This is a genomic window from Bradyrhizobium sp. PMVTL-01, from assembly GCF_051861855.1.
In the GTDB taxonomy this organism is placed as follows: domain Bacteria; phylum Pseudomonadota; class Alphaproteobacteria; order Rhizobiales; family Xanthobacteraceae; genus Bradyrhizobium.
In genome coordinates this window covers 2755627-2775991 of the sequence record NZ_CP193982.1, presented here as the reverse complement: position 1 = coordinate 2775991, position 20365 = coordinate 2755627, and the positions used below count along the sequence as shown (strand labels likewise).

Annotated in this window: 21 protein-coding genes and 1 pseudogene; 16 read left to right on the top strand and 6 right to left on the bottom strand. The window is 63.9% G+C overall.

Features of this window, described 5'->3' with window-relative positions; all coding sequences use genetic code 11:
* Positions 1-23 precede the first annotated feature (23 nt).
* Genes ACRQ5Q_RS12565 through ACRQ5Q_RS12545 form a run of 5 tightly spaced genes read left to right on the top strand, consistent with a single transcriptional unit; the run spans position 24 to position 3695 of the window.
* Positions 24-1007, top strand: a complete 984-nt coding sequence (locus tag ACRQ5Q_RS12565; protein ID WP_439398064.1) for an ABC transporter substrate-binding protein — start codon at positions 24-26, stop codon at positions 1005-1007.
* 1 nt (position 1008) lies between these two features.
* Positions 1009-1746 (top strand): ABC transporter permease, encoded by a 738-nt coding sequence (locus ACRQ5Q_RS12560; protein ID WP_439369726.1) that lies wholly within the window; start codon positions 1009-1011, stop codon positions 1744-1746.
* A complete protein-coding gene (locus ACRQ5Q_RS12555; RefSeq protein ID WP_439369727.1) occupies positions 1736-2464 on the top strand; it encodes an ABC transporter ATP-binding protein in 729 nt (242 codons plus the stop codon). The genes ACRQ5Q_RS12560 and ACRQ5Q_RS12555 overlap by 11 nt, the downstream gene beginning before the upstream one ends.
* A gap of 47 nt (positions 2465-2511) precedes the next feature.
* On the top strand, positions 2512-3321 hold the full coding sequence (locus tag ACRQ5Q_RS12550; protein ID WP_439369729.1) for a pentapeptide repeat-containing protein: 810 nt from the start codon (positions 2512-2514) through the stop codon (positions 3319-3321).
* Between the two features lie 26 nt (positions 3322-3347).
* On the top strand, positions 3348-3695 hold the full coding sequence (locus ACRQ5Q_RS12545; protein WP_439369730.1) for a hypothetical protein: 348 nt from the start codon (positions 3348-3350) through the stop codon (positions 3693-3695).
* Positions 3696-3831: 136 nt separating this feature from the next.
* On the opposite strand, the gene ACRQ5Q_RS12540 is transcribed toward ACRQ5Q_RS12545, so the two are convergent.
* The 4 genes and pseudogenes from ACRQ5Q_RS12540 to ACRQ5Q_RS12525 all read right to left on the bottom strand — a co-directional run bounded on the left by ACRQ5Q_RS12540 (position 3832) and on the right by ACRQ5Q_RS12525 (position 6067).
* A complete protein-coding gene (locus ACRQ5Q_RS12540; RefSeq protein ID WP_439369732.1) occupies positions 3832-4041 on the bottom strand; it encodes a hypothetical protein in 210 nt (69 codons plus the stop codon).
* Between the two features lie 464 nt (positions 4042-4505).
* Positions 4506-5413: pseudogene (locus ACRQ5Q_RS12535) on the bottom strand (hypothetical protein).
* Between the two features lie 25 nt (positions 5414-5438).
* Positions 5439-5519, bottom strand: a complete 81-nt coding sequence (gene pqqA, locus ACRQ5Q_RS12530) for a pyrroloquinoline quinone precursor peptide PqqA (protein ID WP_012029362.1) — start codon at positions 5517-5519, stop codon at positions 5439-5441.
* A 161-nt stretch (positions 5520-5680) separates the two neighbouring features.
* Positions 5681-6067, bottom strand: coding sequence for an EF-hand domain-containing protein (locus ACRQ5Q_RS12525; protein WP_439369733.1), 387 nt, complete (start codon positions 6065-6067; stop codon positions 5681-5683).
* A 332-nt stretch (positions 6068-6399) separates the two neighbouring features.
* Here ACRQ5Q_RS12525 and ACRQ5Q_RS12520 point away from each other — a divergent pair, with 332 nt between their 5' ends.
* The 3 genes from ACRQ5Q_RS12520 to ACRQ5Q_RS12510 are packed head-to-tail and all read left to right on the top strand — an operon-like array spanning position 6400 to position 9351.
* Positions 6400-8064, top strand: coding sequence for a methanol/ethanol family PQQ-dependent dehydrogenase (locus ACRQ5Q_RS12520; RefSeq protein WP_439398062.1), 1665 nt, complete (start codon positions 6400-6402; stop codon positions 8062-8064).
* A gap of 10 nt (positions 8065-8074) precedes the next feature.
* Positions 8075-8431, top strand: a complete 357-nt coding sequence (locus tag ACRQ5Q_RS12515) for a c-type cytochrome (RefSeq protein ID WP_439369735.1) — start codon at positions 8075-8077, stop codon at positions 8429-8431.
* Entirely contained in the window at positions 8428-9351 is a 924-nt protein-coding gene (locus ACRQ5Q_RS12510) for an ABC transporter substrate-binding protein (RefSeq protein WP_439369736.1), read from the top strand. Before ACRQ5Q_RS12515 ends, ACRQ5Q_RS12510 begins: the two co-directional genes overlap by 4 nt.
* Here the strand turns inward: ACRQ5Q_RS12510 and ltrA are convergent.
* Positions 9342-10838 (bottom strand): group II intron reverse transcriptase/maturase, encoded by a 1497-nt coding sequence (gene ltrA, locus ACRQ5Q_RS12505; RefSeq protein WP_439398060.1) that lies wholly within the window; start codon positions 10836-10838, stop codon positions 9342-9344. The genes ACRQ5Q_RS12510 and ltrA overlap by 10 nt on opposite strands.
* Before the next feature lie 633 nt (positions 10839-11471).
* Here ltrA and ACRQ5Q_RS12500 point away from each other — a divergent pair.
* The 3 genes from ACRQ5Q_RS12500 to ACRQ5Q_RS12490 all read left to right on the top strand — a co-directional run bounded on the left by ACRQ5Q_RS12500 (position 11472) and on the right by ACRQ5Q_RS12490 (position 13483).
* Entirely contained in the window at positions 11472-11810 is a 339-nt protein-coding gene (locus ACRQ5Q_RS12500; protein ID WP_439398058.1) for an FUSC family protein, read from the top strand.
* Positions 11811-11919: 109 nt separating this feature from the next.
* Positions 11920-12921: a Bug family tripartite tricarboxylate transporter substrate binding protein gene (locus ACRQ5Q_RS12495; protein WP_439398056.1), complete on the top strand. Its 1002-nt coding sequence runs from the start codon at positions 11920-11922 to the stop codon at positions 12919-12921.
* A gap of 136 nt (positions 12922-13057) precedes the next feature.
* On the top strand, positions 13058-13483 hold the full coding sequence (locus tag ACRQ5Q_RS12490; RefSeq protein WP_439398054.1) for a hypothetical protein: 426 nt from the start codon (positions 13058-13060) through the stop codon (positions 13481-13483).
* 114 nt (positions 13484-13597) lie between these two features.
* Here ACRQ5Q_RS12490 and ACRQ5Q_RS12485 read toward each other — a convergent pair whose 3' ends face one another.
* On the bottom strand, positions 13598-14566 hold the full coding sequence (locus ACRQ5Q_RS12485) for a helix-turn-helix domain-containing protein (protein ID WP_439369741.1): 969 nt from the start codon (positions 14564-14566) through the stop codon (positions 13598-13600).
* 514 nt (positions 14567-15080) lie between these two features.
* Between ACRQ5Q_RS12485 and xoxF5 the strand changes: the two genes are divergently transcribed.
* The 5 genes from xoxF5 to ACRQ5Q_RS12460 all read left to right on the top strand — a co-directional run bounded on the left by xoxF5 (position 15081) and on the right by ACRQ5Q_RS12460 (position 20364).
* The gene (gene xoxF5 / locus ACRQ5Q_RS12480) at positions 15081-16883 is read left to right on the top strand and encodes a lanthanide-dependent methanol dehydrogenase XoxF5 (protein WP_439398052.1); all 1803 of its coding nucleotides are present in this window, start codon (positions 15081-15083) and stop codon (positions 16881-16883) included.
* 110 nt (positions 16884-16993) lie between these two features.
* Entirely contained in the window at positions 16994-17485 is a 492-nt protein-coding gene (locus tag ACRQ5Q_RS12475) for a c-type cytochrome, methanol metabolism-related (protein WP_439375662.1), read from the top strand.
* 60 nt (positions 17486-17545) lie between these two features.
* Positions 17546-18655: an S-(hydroxymethyl)glutathione dehydrogenase/class III alcohol dehydrogenase gene (locus ACRQ5Q_RS12470; protein WP_439369743.1), complete on the top strand. Its 1110-nt coding sequence runs from the start codon at positions 17546-17548 to the stop codon at positions 18653-18655.
* Between the two features lie 31 nt (positions 18656-18686).
* The gene (gene gfa / locus ACRQ5Q_RS12465) at positions 18687-19250 is read left to right on the top strand and encodes an S-(hydroxymethyl)glutathione synthase (RefSeq protein ID WP_439369744.1); all 564 of its coding nucleotides are present in this window, start codon (positions 18687-18689) and stop codon (positions 19248-19250) included.
* Between the two features lie 661 nt (positions 19251-19911).
* Positions 19912-20364, top strand: a complete 453-nt coding sequence (locus ACRQ5Q_RS12460; RefSeq protein WP_439369746.1) for a (2Fe-2S)-binding protein — start codon at positions 19912-19914, stop codon at positions 20362-20364.
* The last annotated feature ends 1 nt before the right edge of the window (position 20365 follow it).

The following is a 20365-nucleotide window of genomic DNA, read 5'->3' as shown; positions in this document are numbered from 1 at the left end:
TGTCAGAGGAAGCGGCTCACAAGGTGACGAGAGTTTTGGGACGAATATCGGCGCTTGCGGTGACGCTGGCACTGACGCTGGGTGCACCGGCTCACGCGGCGGATACCATCCGCATTGCGGTGCAGAAGACCGGAACATTCTCTTGGGAGCTGGCCGCGATCCGCGGCACCGGCCTCGACAAGGAGGCCGATCTGTCACTGGAGGTCACAGAGCTCGCGAGCACCGAAGCCGGCAAGATCGCGATGCGTGCAGGCAGCGCGGACATCATACTGTCGGACTGGCTGTGGGTGTCGCGCGAACGCGCGATGGGCGCCAAGCTCACCTTCTATCCCTATTCCAGCGCGCTCGGCGCCGTGATGGTGCCTGCGTCCTCGCCACTTCAGACGCTCGCCGACCTCAAGGGCCGCAAACTTGCGGTCGCCGGCGGGGCAATCGACAAGAGCTGGCTGCTGTTGCAGGCGCGAATGAAGCACGACGGCATCGACCTGAAGTCGGACGCGACCATCGTCTACGGCGCCCCGCCGCTGATCGCGGCCAAGGCGCTCGACGGCGAAATGGATGCGAGCCTCAACTTCTGGAATTTCTGTGCCCAGCTCGAGGCCAAGGGTTTTCGGCGCCTCGCCAGCATCGAGGAGATTTTGCCGAACCTCGGCGCCAAGGGAGCTGTTTCCGCGGTCGGCTACGTCTTCGACGAGAGCTGGGCGGCGAGCCATAAGGATGCCGTCGCCCGCTTCATCGCGATCACCCGCAAGGCCAAGCAGCTGCTGGTCACATCCGATACCGCCTGGGACAAGGTCGCGCCGCTCACCGGCACGTCCGATCCGGCCCTGCTCAAGACCTACCGCGACCGCTACCGCGACGGCATTCCGCGCCGGAGCATCGACGACGAGGAGAAGGACGCGCGCGTGCTCTACCGCGTGCTGGCCGAGACCGGCGGCCGGGATCTCGTCGGCCCCGCGGCCGAGCTCGATCCCGGCACCTTCTATCACGCGATCCCCGGAGACTGAGGTGCTGCGCCTTCTGTCGTTCGCCCTGTTTCTGGTGACCTGGTGGATTACCGCACTCCTCGTCGGCGGCGCGAAGCTGCCCTCCCCCCCGGCCGTGCTTCAGGTGATGGTCGCGGAAGCATCGAGCGGCGCGCTGTTCCTGCATCTCGGGGCGACGCTGGCCCGCGTCGCGCTCGCCTTTATCTTGGCGATGTCGCTCGGCAGCGCCATCGGCTATTTGATGGGCCGAGTGAAGCTCGCCGACCGGCTCGGCGATCCCTGGCTGATCCTGCTGCTCAATCTACCGGCGCTGGTCGTGATCGTGCTCGCCTATATCTGGGCCGGGCTCACCGAAGCCGCGGCCATTGCCGCGATTGCCATCAACAAGCTGCCGACGGCCATCGTCACCTTGCGCGAGGGTACGCGCGCGCTCGACCGTTCGCTAGACGAGATGGCGAGCGTGTTCGCGATGCCGCGCTGGCGCGCGTTCCGCCACGTCGTGCTGCCGCAGCTGGCCCCCTATATCGCGGCCTCGGCCCGCTCCGGCCTGTCGCTGGTGTGGAAGATCGTGCTGGTCGCCGAACTGCTGGGACGGCCGAACGGCGTCGGCTTCGAGATTGGCGTTGCCTTCCAGCTGTTCGACACGCCGCGGCTGCTGGCCTATTCGCTGACATTCGCCGCCGTCGTGCTCGTCATCGAGACCTTGCTGGTGCAGCCGTTCGAAGCCCGCGCAAACGTGTGGCGGCCCCGTGCGGCTTGAGGTCGATATCACCGGCAAGACCTTCAGGAGTGCCGCGGGCGGAACGCACGAGGTGCTGGCGCCGGTCAAGTTCGCGCTCCAATCCGGCGAGGTCGGCGTGCTGATCGGCCCGTCGGGCTGCGGCAAGAGCACGATGCTGCGCATCATCCTGGGATTGGACCACGACTTTGCAGGCCGCATCGCGCGGCCGCCGGAGGCGCGCATCGGCATGGTGTTCCAGGAGCCGCGGCTGCTGCCGTGGCGCTCCGTCGAGCAGAATGTGCGGCTCGCCGCGCCTGAAGTTACCGAGGCCAAGCTGTCCGAGCTGTTCAGGATTTTGGAATTGGAAGCCCATCGCAGCCATTTCCCTGGCGAATTGTCGCTGGGGCTTGCCCGCCGCGTTGCGCTCGCCCGTGCCTTCGCTGTCGAGCCCGATCTCCTGGTGCTCGACGAGCCTCTGGCCTCGCTCGACGACGCCCTCGCCGGCCGCCTCCGTGAGGAGATCGCGACGCTGGTGGCGAGCCGCCCGGTGATGACGCTTTTGGTGACACACAGCCTGGATGATGCAGTGCGCCTGGGCGACCGGCTGTTCTTCCTGTCGCCGCGGCCGGCGCGGATCGTGGCCGAGGTGCCTATCGGCATTCCCCGCGGCACGCGCGGCGAAGCCGAGATCGCGGCGATCAAGACCGGCCTCGCCCAACGAATTCACGGCGACCGCACCGAGCGGGATGTCTCATAGCCGGTCGCCTGGCGGGCGTGCTAGACAGGCAGGCGGCGGAGTTGACGATGACGCGAACGGTCACCCTCGCAACGCATGGTCTTGCGGCGCTTGGCCTCGCACTTTTTGCGATGACGGCGGGCGCGCAGGACATGATGCGTGGCGTCGACCTTACCTCCCCGGCGATGGTCTCGGCCGAAATGACGAGGCCGGAGATCGAGGCCGTGCTGGCCAAAGCGAGCCCAGCGCAACCTGCCGATTTCACTGGCAAACGCCTGTCGGGTCTCGATCTCTCGGGGCTGGACCTGTCCAGCGCGGTTCTCCGCGCCGCGCGGCTCAACAAGACAATACTCCGAGACGCCAGGCTTGACCGCGCAATCCTCGATCAGGCGTGGCTGCTGGATGCCGATCTGACCGGCGCAAGCCTGAAGGGCGCCAATCTGTTCGCCTCGCAAATGGCCCGCGCGCGTCTCGATGGCGCGAACCTGTCGGAAGCGCGCATCGCTGCCGACCTCACCGGCGCCAGCCTGGTCGGTGCCTCGATCGCGGACGCGCATCTTGGCGCCGATATGCGCAACCAGTCGATGGGGCTGATGCGCGCGGTGCTGAGATCCGCCAACCTGGAACGGCTGAACGCGCGCAACGCCGATTTGTCGCGCGTCGATCTCGAATTCGCAGTCCTCAGGGGCGCCGACCTGAGCGGCGCATCACTGAAGAACGCCCAGCTCGGCGGAGCAGATCTGACCGGCGCCACCGTCATCGACACCGATTTCAATGGCGCCGATCTCGTCTCGGCGAAGCTGATCGCCCTGAACGGCCTTGACCGCGCCAAGAATTTCGACAAGGCAAAGAACCGCGAGCGCCTGATCAGGGAATGACGGCGCGCCTATGGGAGGATCGGCTGATGCGTTGGATTCTGGCTTTGATCGCGTTGTTGACGCTTGCCGGCGAGGCAGCCGCGCAGGCCAAGGGCAAGGGCATCCGGCTCTGGAATCTGACGACGGAGACGATCTCCGGATTCCAGCTCTCGCCGGCCGGCAAGACCGACTGGGGACCGAACCAATGCCTGAACGACAAGGACAAGGAGGTCGACCACGACGAGCGGCTGCGCATCACCGGCGTCGAGCCCGGCCGCTACGACGCCAAGGTCAGCTACCCCAATGCACGGCAGTGCATCGTCCGCGGCATCGAGATCAGGGCGGACGCGGTGTTCTCGATCGCCGACAAGGATCTGAAGGACTGCACGAAGTAGCGCCCCACAAGCACCTCCCCCGAGGAGCCCGCGAAGCAGGCGTCTCGACGGATTGCTGCGAGCGAGAGCCGGGCCTGCATGGTTCGAGACGCGCTTCGCGCTGCTCACCATGAGGATCTTTGAGTAGTGCGCCGGCTTACGCCTTGTCGTTCGGGTGCGGATATTCGCAGCGCCAGCGCACCACCTGCCATTTCGGATGATCACCGATCCATTGCGCGATGTAGGGCGGCGCGGCCATCACGCATTGGCGGGGCGAGCCCGCATAGTTGAACACCAGATGCTGCTCCTCGCAGGTCGCAGGCGAGAGCACCGCACACACGGTCACCACCAGGTCGATCGGGTTCATGCCGCAATCCCTCGCAAGTCGCAATGGAGAATAGCACGATAGGTTACGTTCCAAGGAGCTGGTAGTTTCAAACGGATGTGAGGGATGAGGACCTGTTTCCCGTCCACGCTGGCGGGGAGAGGGTCAGGGTGCGGGAGTGTCTCCGCAGGGGCGGTGAAAGTGAGACTCGTGGAGAGTCCCCTCACCCAGAATTTGCTGCGCAAACTCCGGCCTCTCCCCGCGAGCGGCAGGGCTATCGCATAAGACTCGTTGCGGCGGCCTGCGCGCACGCCTCGTCCTTCGAGACGGCGCTTATGCGCCTCCTCAGGATGAGGCTAATCAGCATCAGTGCCCGTGAAACTGCTGCCGCGCACTCCGTCCTCATCCTGAGGAGCCCGCCTGAAGCGGGCGTCTCGAGGGATGGCCGCGGGAAAAGTTTTCAAATGCGATTGCCCTGCCGCAAGCGCGGAGCGGCGAAAAGCGCCCTAAAAATTGACCCCGAAGACCAATCGCGCCTGATGGCGTTCGAAATTGACGAGGTCGAGATTGCCGCCTGAGCCGGCCGGGCGCCCCCAGGCCTGCATGCTCCAGCTCAGGGTCAGGCGCGACTTCTCCGATAGCTGGAAATAGGCCGTAGGCCCGACAAACAGGGCCTGGCCTGAGAACTCGCCGAGGCCGATGCCCTCATATTGCCGGAAATAGCGCATCTCGCCGCCGAGCAGCACGTTGGGCCGCACCCGCGCCAGGGCGGCAAACGCCGCGCCGATGGTCGAACTCTTCTCGGACGTTCCCGCCACCTCGAAGCGCGCCCATTCCGGCTGATAGATCAAATTGAGCGCGCCGATGACGAAGTGCGGAACGAGCTCGCGGTCGAAGGCGAGCGTGAAGTCGGTGCCGTACATCCGCCCCTTGGCGCCGCTGGTCTCGTCGATGCGGTCGCCATGGAGCTCGGCGGCGATGGTGAGACCGAACGGGGCACGCTCGCGATCAAGCAGGCGGTAGCGCAGGTCGAGCGAGGCGCCCTGGAAATTGAACTGGCGGCGGTCGTCGATGTCGGGGACGCCGGTGATGTCGTGCAGACTGGCCGTACCGCCGAGCTCGATCCGGAAGTTCGGCAGCGGCACCACTTCGATCTCGACCTCCTGCGCGAGGCCACGATAGGTGCCGCCGCCCCTGCCGAAGCGGCCCGTCGTCTGGGTCTGGAATTCGCGTTCACCGACGTTGCCGACGTCGGTGCCGATCATGAAGCCGAAGATGTGCTCGGTATCAAAACCCTCTTCGGCGCCTGCGCAAGCCGGCGCGACAGTGACGGTGCACGCGACCGCCATCCAAATTGTGTGGGCTCCAATGCGCATCCGGCGAACACTACCACGGCTCCGACGGCATTCGCCACCGAAGCCGCGGCAGGTTCGTCAGTCTTACTTGCGCGCAGCGCAGGCGTACATGTTGATTTCCATGCCGACCGGCACTTCCACGATCTTCGGAGCTTTCCAGGCCATTCGGGGTCTCCCAAGGTATTGAGCGCGACATCGCGCGGGGCAAAACCTAGGGCTGCGTCATGCACAGCGCAAGCTGGAATCGAACCGCCGATACAGCGAACTGTCGAATATTGCTTGCGAATTTCGCTCTCGTGCAAATCGCCTTCGCTCCCAGTCAAGCGCTACCGCAGCAATCGCAGCAGCGCCCGGCCGGCGCGCGAGTTGAGCTCCTTTGCATCGAGCGTTCCGTCCTTGTCTGGATCGGCCGCGTTGAAGCGCTGCTCCACCACGGACAGATATTCGTCGAGCGTGAGCGTGCCGTCACGATCGGGATCGGCGGCGGCGAGCTCCTTCGCCGTCAACCGTCCGCGCAATTCACGCGCGTCCAGCGTACCGTCGTGATCGGGATCGAGCTTGGCGAACAACGCGCTTGCGGCCTTCTTCACCTCGGCCAGATCGAGCGTGCCGTCATTGTCGGTATCGAACATCTTGACGGCGGATGCCGACCAGGCCGGTCCGGACAGAACTGCAAGCGTGAACGCAAGTGCAACAGAGCGACGCGATATCATCAAGACCTCCCAGACCAACAGCCCCGATTCGAACGGGATCAAGCAGCATAAATCCGCAAGGCGAGCCCAGGTTCAAGCAGAATTGCAACCTGCGCGCCGCAACCTCAGGGAACCCAATGGCCCGCAACTGTGCCCAGGCAATGCATCATGCCGCGGAATTTTTCCAGCGCCTGCGCACAAGTAAGAGTCGGTTGTAAGGTTTCCGTCAGGCAACTGGCATCTGGCGCTCAACATATCGCCACCGCGATTACGACTTTCGCATTGACGCGTTTTGCATTCGGGCGGAGTGTTGCCGTCGCGGCGTCAAAAGGCGCGCATATTGGGAGGAACGGATGAAACGCTTTGCGATGGCCGCGGGCCTCGTCATGCTTGCATCGAATTGTGCGTACGCACAGACCAACGAGCAGCTGGTCAAGGGCGCGACCGATACATCGAACGTTCTCAACTACGGGATGGGCTACAATCTGCAGCGCTTCTCGACCCTGAACCAGATCAACAAGGACACCGTCAAGAACCTCGTCCCGGTCTGGAACTACTCCTTCAACGACGATCGCAGCGAGGAATCGCAGCCGCTGGTGTACCAGGGCGTGATCTACGTGACCTCGCACAACGCGACCATGGCGGTCGATGCCAAGACCGGCAAGCAGATATGGAAATCCAAGGTCGAGTATCCCGCCGAGACGCCGCGCATCGTCTGCTGCGGCATCATCAACCGCGGCGCTGCGCTCTACGACGGCAAGGTATTCCGCACCACGTTGGATGCCAACGTGATCGCGCTCGACGCCAAGGACGGCAAGGAGCTGTGGCGGCAGAAGGCGGCCGACATCAAGGAAGGCTATTCGATGACGGTGGCCCCGCTGGTCGCCGACGGTGTCGTCATCACCGGCATCTCCGGCGCCGAGTTCGGCACCCGCGGCTTCATCGACGGTTGGGATCCGGCGACGGGCAAGCATCTCTGGCGCACCCATTCGATCCCCTCGCCGGACGAGCCTGGCGGCGACACCTGGAAGGGCGACACCTGGAAGCTCGGCGGCGGCTCGACCTGGATCACCGGGTCCTACGATCCCGAGCTGAACACTGTGTATTGGGGCATCGGCAATCCCGGCCCATTCAATTCGGCGGTGCGTCCCGGCGACAATCTCTACACCTGCTCCGTGCTGGCGATGGATCCCAAGACCGGCAAGATCAAGTGGCACCACCAGTTCTCGCCGAACAATCCGTTCGACTATGACTCGGTGGCCGAGATGGTGCTCGCCGACATGAACGTCGAGGGCAAGCCGACCAAGGTGCTGATGGATGCCAATCGCAACGGCTTCTTCTACGTGCTCGACCGCACCAACGGAAAGCTGCTCGCGGCCAACCCCTACGTGAAGGTCAACTGGGCGACCGGCATCGACATGAAGACGGGCCGCCCGATCGAGACCGACGTTTCCAAGGACGCGCGCGAGGGCAAGAAGGTGACGGTCTATCCGTCGATCCTCGGCGGCAAGAACTGGGAGCCGATGTCGTTCAACCCGCAGACCGGCCTCGCCTATGCCAACACCCTCGCCTTCGGGGGCCGGTACAAGACCGAGCCCGTCACCTTCAAGCAGGGTGAATGGTATCTCGGCATGGACCTCACCGACCTCTGGGAATGGGGTGACGGCCCGCGTGGTCATCTCAAGGCGATCGATCCCATGACCGGCAAGGCCAAGTGGGAAGCCCCCGCCGATATTCCGCGCTTCTCCGGCGTGCTGTCGACCGCGGGCGGCGTGGTGTTCACGGGCGCGCTGACCGGCGAGTTCGAGGCCTTCGACGCCGACAGCGGCAAGAAGCTCTGGCAGTTCCAGACCGGCTCCGGCATCGAGGGACAACCGGTGACCTGGCAGCAGGACGGCGTGCAGTATGTCGCGGTCACGAGCGGCTATGGCGGCGTCTACTCGTTGTTCTCCGGCGACGAGCGGCTTGCCAAGGTGCCCCCCGGCGGCTCGCTGTGGGTTTTTGCTGTCAAGCACTAACCACGGCACGATGCTGAAAGACGCAGCTCACAACACAGTGGCTATGATCGCCACCGTCGCGGCGCTGACGGTCGCGCTGGCGGCGACCGTCCGTGCCGCGGACGATGCAACCGGTAATCCGCTTCAGGCGCAGATTGACCATGGCAAGTCGACCTATGCGTCGAAATGCTCGCACTGCCACGGCCCGAACATGATGAACTCCGGCACCATCACGCCGGACCTGCGCGCCTTCCCCGACGACAAGACGCGCTTCGTCACCACCGTGAAGAACGGCAAGAACAACAAGATGCCGCCCTGGGGCGATATCCTGAGCGACGAGGAGATCGGCGATCTCTGGGCCTTCATCTCGAGCCGGAGGAAGCCATGAGAGGCTGGCTCGCGGTGTGGGGCGTTGCTGCGCTGCTCGCGGCGGCCACCGCGCATGCGGCCGACGATCCGCTGAAAATCTGTCTCGACGAGGACCGGCCGCCGCTCTCGCTGCATCACAAGGGCGAGCCCGACGCCGGCTTCGACGTGCTGCTGGCGCAGGCGATCGCGGAGCGGATGGGACGGCCGCTGAAGATCCAGTGGTTCGAGAGCAAGCTGGACGAGGATTCCAGCCCGCAGCTCGAGGCCAATGCGCTGCTCTCCGACGGGCGCTGCGCGCTGGTTGGCGGCTATGCGCTGACGCAGGATTCCCTCGTCAAGCCGGGCATGAAGACGGCACGCCTGCCGGATTTCGCCGGGGCCACGCGCGACGACCGGCGCCGCCGCGTCGCGCTTGGCGTGCTTGCGCCGAGCCAGCCCTACATCTATTCACCGATGACGGTCGTGCTCGGGCCGAAGGCGAAAGGACGCAAGATCGCCGACATCGGCGACCTCGCCGGGCTTCGTCTCGTGATCGAGAGCGGCTCGCTCGGCGATGCCATCCTGATGACCTTCGACAAGGGACGCCTGATCGACGGCATCACTCATCTCGTCCCCGGCCGCGACGACCTCCTCGGCGCGCTCCAGCGCGGCGACCATGACGCAACGCTGATCGACCTTGCCCGCTTCGACGCCTACCGCGCTGCATATCCTGATACGGCGATCACCGCGTCCGGCTACTATTACCCGATCGGCGCCAATCGCGGCTATGTCGGGCTCGCCAGCGATCCCGCGCTGATCGAGGCGGTCAACAAGGCGCTGACGGAGCTCGCCCAGGAAGGCAAGATCGCAGAGTTCGGCAAGCAGGCCGGCCTGACCTATCTGCCGCCACGCGAGCCGGCGATCCTCGGCGATGTCTGGATGAAGATCATTCAACGGTGACGGTAAGGGCTTTCGTGCCTGGCTGCATCCAGAACACAAGACTTGGTTTTTGCGAGTAGCTGTATCAACACCGTCATTGCGAGCGCAGCGGTCGCGGTAGGGACGCTCATTGCTGGGCGCCCCCCGCACAGATCCGTACGTGCGGCTTTCCCGCATACGGCTCCCAACCTCGGGTGAGTAGCGGTGAAGCGTGTTCGGGGCCAAGGATGGAGGATTTGTGGCTTGGGGAGCAAGTCGGAGGCAAGCCGCGCGACCCGCTGCCACGTGGTCCCGTCAGTCTGGCTGCGGGGCCGAAGCATCCGCCTCCATTGTTCGGTGACGAAGTAGCGGAAGGCGCTGAGCGCTCGGCTGTTGGTCGGTACCGCGTGGTAGTTGAAGTACCCGGTAACGACCTGCCGCAGCCATTTGCCCTGTTCGAGCACCGACTGGTGCATACGCCGTCGCATTCCCTGCTTCACGGCTTGCAGTTTCGCCCGCATGCGGTCTTTGCGAGACTTGCGCCTGATCTGGAACTTGCCTTGCTTGGATCGGCTGCAGATGAAGGTGAAGCCGAGGAAGTTGAAGGTCTCCGGCTTGCCGAGCCCGCGCCGCCTGCGGTTGTCCTCCGCATGACGTCCGAACTCGATCAGCCGGGTTTTCTCAGGGTGCAGTGACAGCGCGAACTCCTGCAGCCGTTTGCGCAATTCTTCGAGGAAGTGCCGGGCCTCATTCTCATGCTCGAAGCCGACGATGAAGTCGTCAGCGTAGCGCACGATGATCATGTCACCCGCGGCCTCGCGCCGTCTGAAGCGTTCGGCCCACAGATCGAGGGCATAGTGCAGGTAGATGTTGGCAAGCAGCGGCGAGATCACCGCCCCTTGTGCCGTCCCCTGTTCGCTGACCCTGACCGTTCCTTCTTCGAGAACACCCGCCTTGAGCCATTTGCGGATCAGACGGATGATACGCTGGTCGCCGGTCCGATGTTCGACGAAGCGGATGAGCCATTCCTGGTCCACCATGTCGAAGAACGAGCGGATATCGGCGTCAACAATGAAGTTCACCCGCCGGCTCTCGATTCCGACCAGCAGCGCATCCATCGCATCGTGCGCGCTGCGCCCGGGCCGGAACCCATACGAGAACCCGAGGAAGTCCTCCTCGTAGATCGCGTTGAGCACCGTAGCGGTTGCCCGCTGAACGATCTTGTCCTCGAGGGACGCAATCGCCAGCGGTCGCTGCCGCCCATCCTGCTTCGGGATATGGACCCGCCGCGACGGCTGCGGCCGGTACGCTCCCCGGTGAACACGAGCATGCAGGTCCTCAAGATTGGCCTTGAGGTCTTGCTCGTAGTCCCGCCACATCATTCCGTCCACACCCGGCGCGGCATGCTTCTTCAGCGCGAAGAACTCCGCCTCGAGCAGTTCAGGCGTGATGTGGTGAAGCAGCGCAGTGAACCTCTCCTTCTTCCTTTCCCTTGCAGTTCGCCGTATGCGTTCCAACGCCTGTGTCACGCTTGTCCGGCTCGGCGTCCGGGGCGTGCTTTGCTGGTCCGCATTCCCCTTGGTCGCGGCCCTTCGCTCCACCAACTCCTCCGCGGATCGCTCCGCTTCGTTCGCAGGCTTCGACGCTACTACGGCCGCGTCCGACTTCCCGCATCCGTTCGTCATCGGCTTTGGCTCCTCGCCTTCCCGATGCGGACCTTGGGGGCATGTTGCCATCGGTCAGATGCGGGACCTCCCAGGTTCCGACGCGGTCCTTTGCTGCGTGATGGGGTCTTCGACCACGGCAGAGCGTCAGCGCCTCGCATAACGGCGCCGCACATGTTGCCTTCGACGTTGCTTACCGGCTCGGCCTCTGCGAGTTTCTGTCTTTCGCGGCTCAATAGCCCACCCCACAGCATCGTTGTGTACGCTTCGCAGCCGCCGTTGCCGACGGCCACGCAACACTCACTACCGGGCGCTCGCTACCGCTTACCCGGACCGGACTTCCACCGGTTGGACCACGCCAGCTTGCCTGGCGCACAAGCAATTCCAGAGTCCCTCGACGGAAAGATTCTGGATTGCTTCGCTACGCTCGCAAATGACGGGAGTGCAGAGGAGCGGGAGCGTACCTCTTGCGGCAGCCCGACGGCATCGACTCGCCTCGTGGCGGCCCGCAAGCTGAAGCAGCGGGCGATCGGCGCTCTCGTCGGCGTGCCGCTCGGCTTGCTCGCCGGCATGGCGCTGCCGCAGAGCCGGGTCGGCTATGCGGTCGCGGTGCTCGCGGCCACCCTCACGCTGATCTCGTTCTCCCGCTATATCGTCGGCTTCGGCCTGCGCTGCTTCTTCATTGCGCTGGCTGCGTCCTTTGCCGGCGGCGCCAGCGGCATCGCCGAGGAGCGCATCGTCAACGTCCTGATTGGCGGCACGTTCGGCCTGATTGCAGTGGCGCTGACCGAAATCGTCTGGCTGCGGGTCGTGCGAAAGGTGCGATCGTCCGGGTGACGTGCAAATGAGCACAGCCGCCTTCTCGAATGCGCCAATCTGTCTCGCCCCCCGCCCATGCCGGCGCCAGCCCGATGCGGTACCTTGGGCAAAAATCAGGGAGAGAATCATGTCCGCTAAACTCGATCGCCGCCACTTCGTCGCCGCCGGCAGCGTCGCACTCGCGATGCCCTTTGTCTCGCGCAGCGCCCCGGCGCAGGGCACATCGCAAGGCACTTGGCCATCGCGCCAGATCCGCATGATCTGCAGCTATCCCGCCGGCGGACAGACCGACCTGCTCGCACGCGCCTATGGCGAATTCATCTCCAAGCAGGTCGGCAAGACCGTCGTTGTCGAGAACAAGCCGGGTGCTTCCGGCGCGATCGGCACGGCCGAAGTTGCTCGCGCGGAGCCCGACGGCCACACCGTCCTGTGCTCGATCTCGACCACCTACATCATGAACCGGGTGGTGATGAAGAACCCGGGCTACGACATGGACAAGGATCTGACGCTCGTCAGCGTCATTCCGGGCGCCGGCCTGCTGCTGGTGGCGAACCCCAAGACCGGCGTCAAGACGCTGGAGGATTTCGTCGCCTTCGCGCGCAAGAGCGGCAAAGTGAATTTCGGCACCTACAGCGCGGGCTCGGCCCCGCACATGACGATCAACGAGCTCAACAAGCAGTACGGCCTCACCATCGAGCCGGTGCACTATCGCGGCGAGGCGCCGATGTGGACGGGCATGCTGGAGGGCACGCTCGATGCCGCCATGGGCAGCTACACGGCCGCGCAGTCGGTTCTGCAAAGCGACCGCGGCACCGTGTTCGCGGTGCATTCGAAGAAGGTCGACGCGATCCCGAACGTGAAGACGCTGCCCGAACAGGGCGCGACCTCGAAGTTCTTCACGGTGAGCGGTTTCTCGGGCTGGGCCGTGCCGAAGGCAACACCGCAGCCGGTGGTCGACCGTCTCGCCGAGCTCTGCGTCGCCGCCAACAACGATCCGAAGGTGAAGGAGGTTCTCGCGACCTTCGTGCTCGAACCCGCGATCGGTTTCAGGGAGAGCAATGCGCTGTACCAACGCGAGCTGCCGATCTGGATCGAGAGCGCGCAGTCGCTCGGCCTCGAGCCGGCCTGAATCTCGAGCCACCCGCTCGAAGCGCTCGGCCCGCCTCGCCTTCCGACCAAAGCCTAGTGTCGGGAACGCATTTTCTCACTATGATTGTGCGTCGCCGCCGGAAGCCTCGCAAGGGCGGTCAAGAAGGGCCGATCGCATGACACCGGATGCAGTCGCCGTTGGCGTTATGATCATCCTGCTCTTTCCGATGGGTTATTTCACGCTGGCATCGCCCGCCTTCCTGCTGGTGAAGCTCGATATCCAGCCCGTCGCCCAGTTGCTGCGCGGAATGTTCAATGCCCATTTCCTGGTGATGCGCGTTGCCGGTGTCGTCGGAACGGTGGCTCTCCTCCTCGACGGCCGCCTGCTCGCCGCGATGGGCGTCGGCATCATCGCGGCCCTGGCGATCTGGGGACGTCCCTGGTTCATGCAACGGATGGACGACCAGCTCAGTGCGCGGGACGCCGGCGATGCCGAGGCGCCGCGTCGGTTGCGCCGGCTGCATTGGAGCGGAATGCTGGGCAATGCGGTGCTGCTCGTCGCTCTCGTGGCCAGCATTCCCTATGTCGCGAGGGCCGCGTAACCGCGTCGGGAGAGCTCCGGCGTGCGCCTGAAGCATGATGCGGAAAAGTGCGCAGCGGTTTTCGCAAACAACAACCTACAGCGCGATGACGAGTCATCCCAATCTCATCGCGCTTTAATGTTCGCCCGAGATCGCCGTGCCCTGCTGGGCCTTGTGGATCGAGGACGGCACCACGCCGAAATATTTCCGGAACACGCGGCTGAAATGCGATGAGCTGGAGAAGCCCCAGGAGAAAGCGACGTCGGTGATGGTCTTGCCGGCGTGGGCCTCGAGCTCCTGGCGGCAGTTCTGCAGCCGGGCCTGCCAGATATAGTCGCTCACCGTGGTGCCGCGCTCGGAGAACAGCATGTGCAGATAGCGCTTGGAGCAGCCGAGCTCGGCGGAGATCTGGTCGATGCACAAATCCGGATCGCGCAGGTGCTCGCGGATGAAGAACTGCGCGCGGACATACATCGCCTCGGGCCCGACACGGTCGAACATCGTGTCGGCTTCGCGTAGCGGCAGCAGCAACAGGTCGATCAGCGAATCGGCGACGCCGACCGCGCTGTTCGCCGACAGTTTTGCCGCCTCGTCGAAAGCCGCATGAACGAAATCGTGGGCGATGCGCCCCGTCCCCGTCTTCGCCGACAGCTTGCACGCGGGCATCCGCTGCGACGGGAAGCCGCGGTCGCGCAGCAGCGCCTTCGGCACGATCACCACGTCGTGACGCGTGAAGGCGGGGCTGATGATCGAATGCGGGCAGGAGACGTCATAGGCGATGATGTCGCCCGGATTGATTTCGATGTGGCGGCCTTCCTGTTCGAAATAGGACACGCCATAGGTCTGGAAGTGGATCTTGATGTACGGGTGTTCATTGGCCTTGGCTCGCGCCATCGTGTGCGCAATGCGGTGCTGACTGACCTCGATCTGGCAGAGCTTCAGGCGCGAGACCGTGGTGTAGTCGATGCGGCCTTCGAGCGAGGACGCCTCCAGCGGATCGACGTCGAAATATCCGCACAGGCTCGTCAGCCCGTCGATCCAACTCTGGATCTGCCGCTTCGGCGTCATTCCGGTCGTCGAGAGCGTGTGAATGGTGTCGGACATTAATCCAGCCACTGGTTTGATCTGGAGATTCGACGCGAATCGCGACCAGCGCCACCGGAGCCCTCAGCCGTGATTGCGTGACGTTTACCTCGAAGTTGAGCGGTCTTCTGCAACGAGCGCCATCGTTTCATTGCCACTCTTGAAGCTTAATCCTCCGCCTTAGTCGCAGCGCCGTCAAGGGGAACCTGAGCGTTGAACGCGGTGCAAAAGGCTTACCGAAGCCGCTGAATTCGCTACTGCAAAATCAAAATCTTCATCTCCGTGCGCTGTCGAGCAAACCGCCTTCTCTCTTGGGCAAGTTTCCCGATGGCGAAGTGGTTAGGGATTGCGGCAGGAACAATAAGAACGGGCCGCTCCTGCACGTGGACCCGTGGCTCTCATCAGGAGGAGGAAACACCACAGCATCGTTTCTGGTCCCAAAGTGACCGCCCTGCACGAGCAGACGCCGGACGAGAAGCCCGGTGATTGAGCAATGCTTCGGAAACAATAAACGAGACCAACGGAGGAAATCACTATGCGCAAGGTGCTACTGGCGACCTATCTTGGCTCCGCGGCGGCTCTCGCCGTCGGCAGCGCTTCAGCCAATGACGAGCTGATCAAGATGTCGCAGAACCCTAAAGACTGGGTCATGCCGGCGGGCGACTACGCCAACACTCGTTATTCCAAGCTGAACCAGATCAACGCACAAAACGTGGGCAAGCTCCAGGTCGCCTGGACCTTCTCGACCGGCGTGCTGCGCGGCCATGAAGGCGGCCCGCTGATCATCGGCAACGTCATGTACGTCCACACGCCGTTCCCGAACAAGGTCTACGCTATTGACCTTTCGAACGAGAACAAAATCATCTGGAAGTACGAGCCGAAGCAGGATCCGAACGTCATCCCGGTGATGTGCTGCGACACGGTCAACCGCGGCCTGGCCTATGGCGATGGCAAGATCATCCTGCATCAGGCCGACACCAACCTCGTCGCGCTCGACGCCAAGACCGGCCAGGTGGCCTGGAGCTCGACCAACGGCAACCCTGCAAAGGGTGAGACCGGCACCTCGGCGGCGCTCGTCGTCAAGGACAAGGTCCTGGTCGGCATCTCCGGCGGCGAGTTCGGCGTGCAGTGCCACGTCACCGCCTATGACCTCAAGAGCGGCAAGCAGGTCTGGCGCGCCTTCTCCGAAGGTCCGGACGACCAGATCAAGTTCACGGCTGCGACGACCTCGCTCGGCAAGCCGGTCGGCGCCGACTCGTCGCTGAAGACCTGGCAGGGCGATCAGTGGAAGATCGGCGGCGGCTGCACCTGGGGCTGGATGTCCTACGATCCCGCTCTGAACCTCGTCTATTACGGATCGGGCAATCCCTCGACCTGGAATCCGAAGCAGCGTCCGGGCGACAACAAATGGTCGATGACCATCTTCGCGCGCAACGCGGACACTGGTGAAGCCAAGTGGGTCTATCAGATGACGCCCCACGACGAGTGGGACTATGACGGCGTCAACGAGATGATCCTCTCGGACCAGCAGATCAACGGCCAGGCGCGCAAGCTCCTGACCCATTTCGACCGCAACGGTCTCGCCTACACCATGGACCGCGAGAGCGGAGAGTTGCTGGTCGCCGAAAAGTACGATCCGAAGGTGAACTGGACCTCCGGCGTCGACATGGACAAGAACTCGCCGACCTATGGCCGTCCGAAGGTGCTCGACGCAGCTTCGACCGACAAGGCCGGTGAAGACCACAACGTGAAGGGCATTTGCCCGGCCGCGCTCGGCACCAAGGACGAGCAGCCGGCAGCCTACTCGCCGGACACGCAGCTGTTCTACGTTCCGACCAACCACGTCTGCATGGACTACGAGCCGTTCAAGGTGAGCTACACCGCGGGCCAGCCCTATGTGGGTGCGACGCTCTCGATGTATCCGCCGCAGGGTGAAAGCCACATGGGCAATTTCATCGCCTGGGACGGCAAGACCGGCAAGATCGTCTGGTCGAACAAGGAGCAGTTCTCGGTCTGGTCGGGTGCGCTCGCAACCGCCGGCGGCGTGGTGTTCTACGGCACGCTCGAAGGCTACCTGAAGGCGGTCGACGCCAAGTCGGGCAAGGAGCTCTACAAGTTCAAGACTCCTTCCGGCATCATCGGCAACGTCACGACCTATGAGAACGGCGGCAAGCAGTATGTCGCAGTGCTCTCCGGCGTCGGTGGCTGGGCCGGCATTGGTCTGGCCGCGGGCCTGACTGATCCGACCGCCGGCCTCGGCGCAGTCGGCGGCTACGCGGCCCTCAGCAACTACACCGCACTCGGCGGTACGCTGACCGTGTTCTCGCTGCCCAACTAGCCCTCTCGGCATCGCTCCGGCGCGTGGATCGCTCCACGCGCCGGTTCGTCTCCACCGAACGCCTTCCGAGGAAAAATCTCTTGCGTAAAATCTGCTTTGTCGTTGCTGCGATGGTCTTCGTTGGGTCGGGAGGAATTGCGACCGCGGAGGGGCCGGGCGACCCGGCCGCCCTGAAGAGGGAAGACGACGGGAAATGGCTCGATAAGGAAGGAAACCCGACCTACAAGATTTCGGCCGACGGCACAGTGGACTGGTTCACCTATTCCGGCTACCGCCGCTATCACTCCGACTGCCACGTCTGCCATGGCCCCGACGGCATGGGATCCACCTACGCACCGGCATTGAAGGATTCGGTCAAGGCCATGAGCTACGGCGACTTCCTCGGCGTGGTCGCCTCCGGCCGCAAGAACATCTCGACGGCGCAGGAAAACGTCATGCCGGCCTTTGGCGACAACCCGAACGTCGCCTGCTACATGGACGATCTCTACGTCTATCTGCGCGCGCGCTCCAGCGAAGCCTGGGGCCGGCAGCGTCCCTCCAAGAAGGAAGAGAAGACGGAGGCCTACACCAAGGCCGAAGACGCCTGCATGGGCAAGAAATGAACCTTACGAGGACTGCCGAGACTACGTCCTGGCGTCTTGTGAGAATTTGAGGAGCTACCGATGAAGACACGTGCCGCCGTCGCTTTCGAAGCCAAGAAGCCACTCGAGATCGTCGAAGTTGACCTGGAAGGGCCCAAGGCCGGCGAGGTCCTGGTCGAGATCAAGGCAACGGGCATCTGCCACACCGACGCCTACACGCTCGACGGCTTCGACAGCGAGGGAATCTTCCCGTCGATCCTGGGCCATGAGGGCGCCGGGATCGTTCGCGAGATCGGCCCCGGCGTGACCTCGGTGAAGTCGGGCGACCACGTCATCCCGCTCTACACGCCGGAATGCCGGCAGTGCAAAAGCTGCCTGAGTCGGAAGACCAATCTCTGCACCGCCATCCGCGCGACGCAGGGCAAAGGCGTGATGCCGGACGGCACCAGCCGCTTCTCGTACAGGGGCAAGCCGATCTACCATTACATGGGCTGCTCGACGTTCTCGAACTTCACCGTGCTGCCGGAGATCGCGATCGCCAAGATCCGCGAGGACGCGCCGTTCGACAAGAGCTGCTACATCGGGTGTGGCGTCACCACCGGCGTCGGCGCAGTCGTCAACACCGCCAAGGTCGAGCCGGGCGCCAACGTGGTCGTGTTCGGCCTCGGCGGCATCGGATTGAACGTCATCCAGGGCGCCAAGATGGCCGGCGCCGACAAGATCATCGGCGTCGACATCAACGACTCCAAGGAAGATTGGGGCCGCCGGTTCGGCATGACCCACTTCGTGAACCCCAAGAAGGTCACCGGCGACATCGTCCAGCATCTGGTCGGCCTCACCGACGGCGGCGCCGACTACACCTTCGACTGCACCGGCAACACCACCGTGATGCGCCAGGCGCTGGAAGCCTGCCATCGCGGCTGGGGCACCTCGATCATCATCGGCGTCGCCGAGGCCGGCAAGGAGATCGCCACGCGCCCGTTCCAGCTCGTCACCGGGCGCAACTGGCGCGGCACGGCGTTCGGCGGCGCGCGCGGCCGCACCGACGTGCCGAAGATCGTCGACTGGTACATGAACGGAAAGATCCAGATCGATCCGATGATCACCCACGTGCTCAAGCTCGAAGAGATCAACAAGGGCTTTGACCTCATGCATGAGGGCAAATCCATCCGTTCAGTCGTCGTATACTAGCCCAAAGTCATCACACCCAGGAGGATCGACCATGACTGTTGCACTCCATCCATCGATCGACAACGGCGTCAAGCAGGGTAGCGGCAGCTTTGCCGGCGGCACTCTGGTCTGCAAATGCAGCGACCATCCGGTCAAGGTCGGCATCAAGGGCGACGTCGCCCACAACCACGCCTGCGGCTGCACCAAGTGCTGGAAGCCGCAAGGTGCGACGTTCTCCGTCGTCGCCGTGGTGCCGCGCCAGAACGTCACCGTGCTCGAGAACGGCGACAAGCTCCAGATCGTCGACCCCTCGGCGGTGATCCAGCGCCATGCCTGCAAGGCCTGCGGCACGCACATGTACGGCCGCATCGAGAACAAGAACCATCCGTTCTACGGTCTCGACTTCATTCATCCCGAACTGTTCCAGGAGCAGGGCTGGCAGGCGCCGCAATTCGCCGCCTTCGTCTCCTCGGTGATCGAATCCGGCGTGAAGCCGGAGCAGATGGCCGGCATCCGTTCGCGGCTGAAGGAAATCGGCCTTGAGCCCTATGACTGCCTGTCGCCGGCGCTGATGGACGCGATCGCGACCCATGTGGCCAAAGCCAAGGCCGCTTGAACAAGGCCGCTTGAACAAGGCAGCTTGAACTGAGCAGGCCGCCTGAGCCGGCGGCCCGCGCTATCGCCACGCCGATCGCTGGTTCCCCCTCCTCCACTCCCAGCGAACCGGACGGGCTGGCGCCCGGACGATTGCGGCGAAGCCGCCTCCTCGCCGTCGATGGATTGGCGAGAACTGTCGGCTCCCTCAGTCCTGGTCTCTGAATGACTGCGCAGGGCCGCCCACTTCCTGCTTGAGGTTCGCGGTCCCTGCGTTCTCCCTCCCTCGACTGAGGCATCCTGCTTCGTCCGCGCGGTTTTCCCGGCGGACGAAGCCTTGTTCTTCGTTGCCCATCTGCGGGCGCACAGTGCGCGTGGCGTGATGTCGCGCCCTGCTTTTGACAAACCATCGATGCAATCTTTTCCCGGTGAGAACACTCGGCTGTGAACGCCGGGTCGGCGCGATCTCTGCTACGCTCGCACCGTCACGATGCCGCACGAAGCTCAAAACAATCAAGAACAAGACGGGAGGTATCGAGTACATCCAGACATCGCTATCGGCCTTCCTGCCTCCCTCCGGGATTTGCCCGTGCGGGACAACGGCAGGGATGCGACGCACGGACCACGGCCCGCCGACATCGGCGGATTTGAATTTGCATGCTTATGAAGAGCGAGGGACGATCATGATCAAGTTGAAGATCAATGGCCAGGAACAGAGCTGGGACGGCGACCCGGATCTTCCGCTACTCTGGTTTTTGCGCGACGAGGCCGGGCTGACCGGCACCAAGTTCGGCTGCGGCCAGGCCCTGTGCGGCGCCTGCACCGTCATCATCGACAAGCAGGCCGTGCGCGCCTGCATCACGTCGGTGAACGACGTCGCCGGACGCGAGGTCACGACGATCGAGGGGCTGCACCCGAGCGGCGATCACCCGGTGCAAAAGGCCTGGCGCCAGGTCAATGTGCCCCAATGCGGCTTCTGCCAGACCGGCCAGATCATGCAGGCCGCGGCGCTGCTGATGGACAATCCAAAGCCGTCGCACGATCAGATCCGCGAGGCGATGGCCGGCAACATCTGCCGCTGCGGCTGCTACCAGCGCATCGAGAACGCGGTCCATCTCGCATCGACGGGAGTGTGAC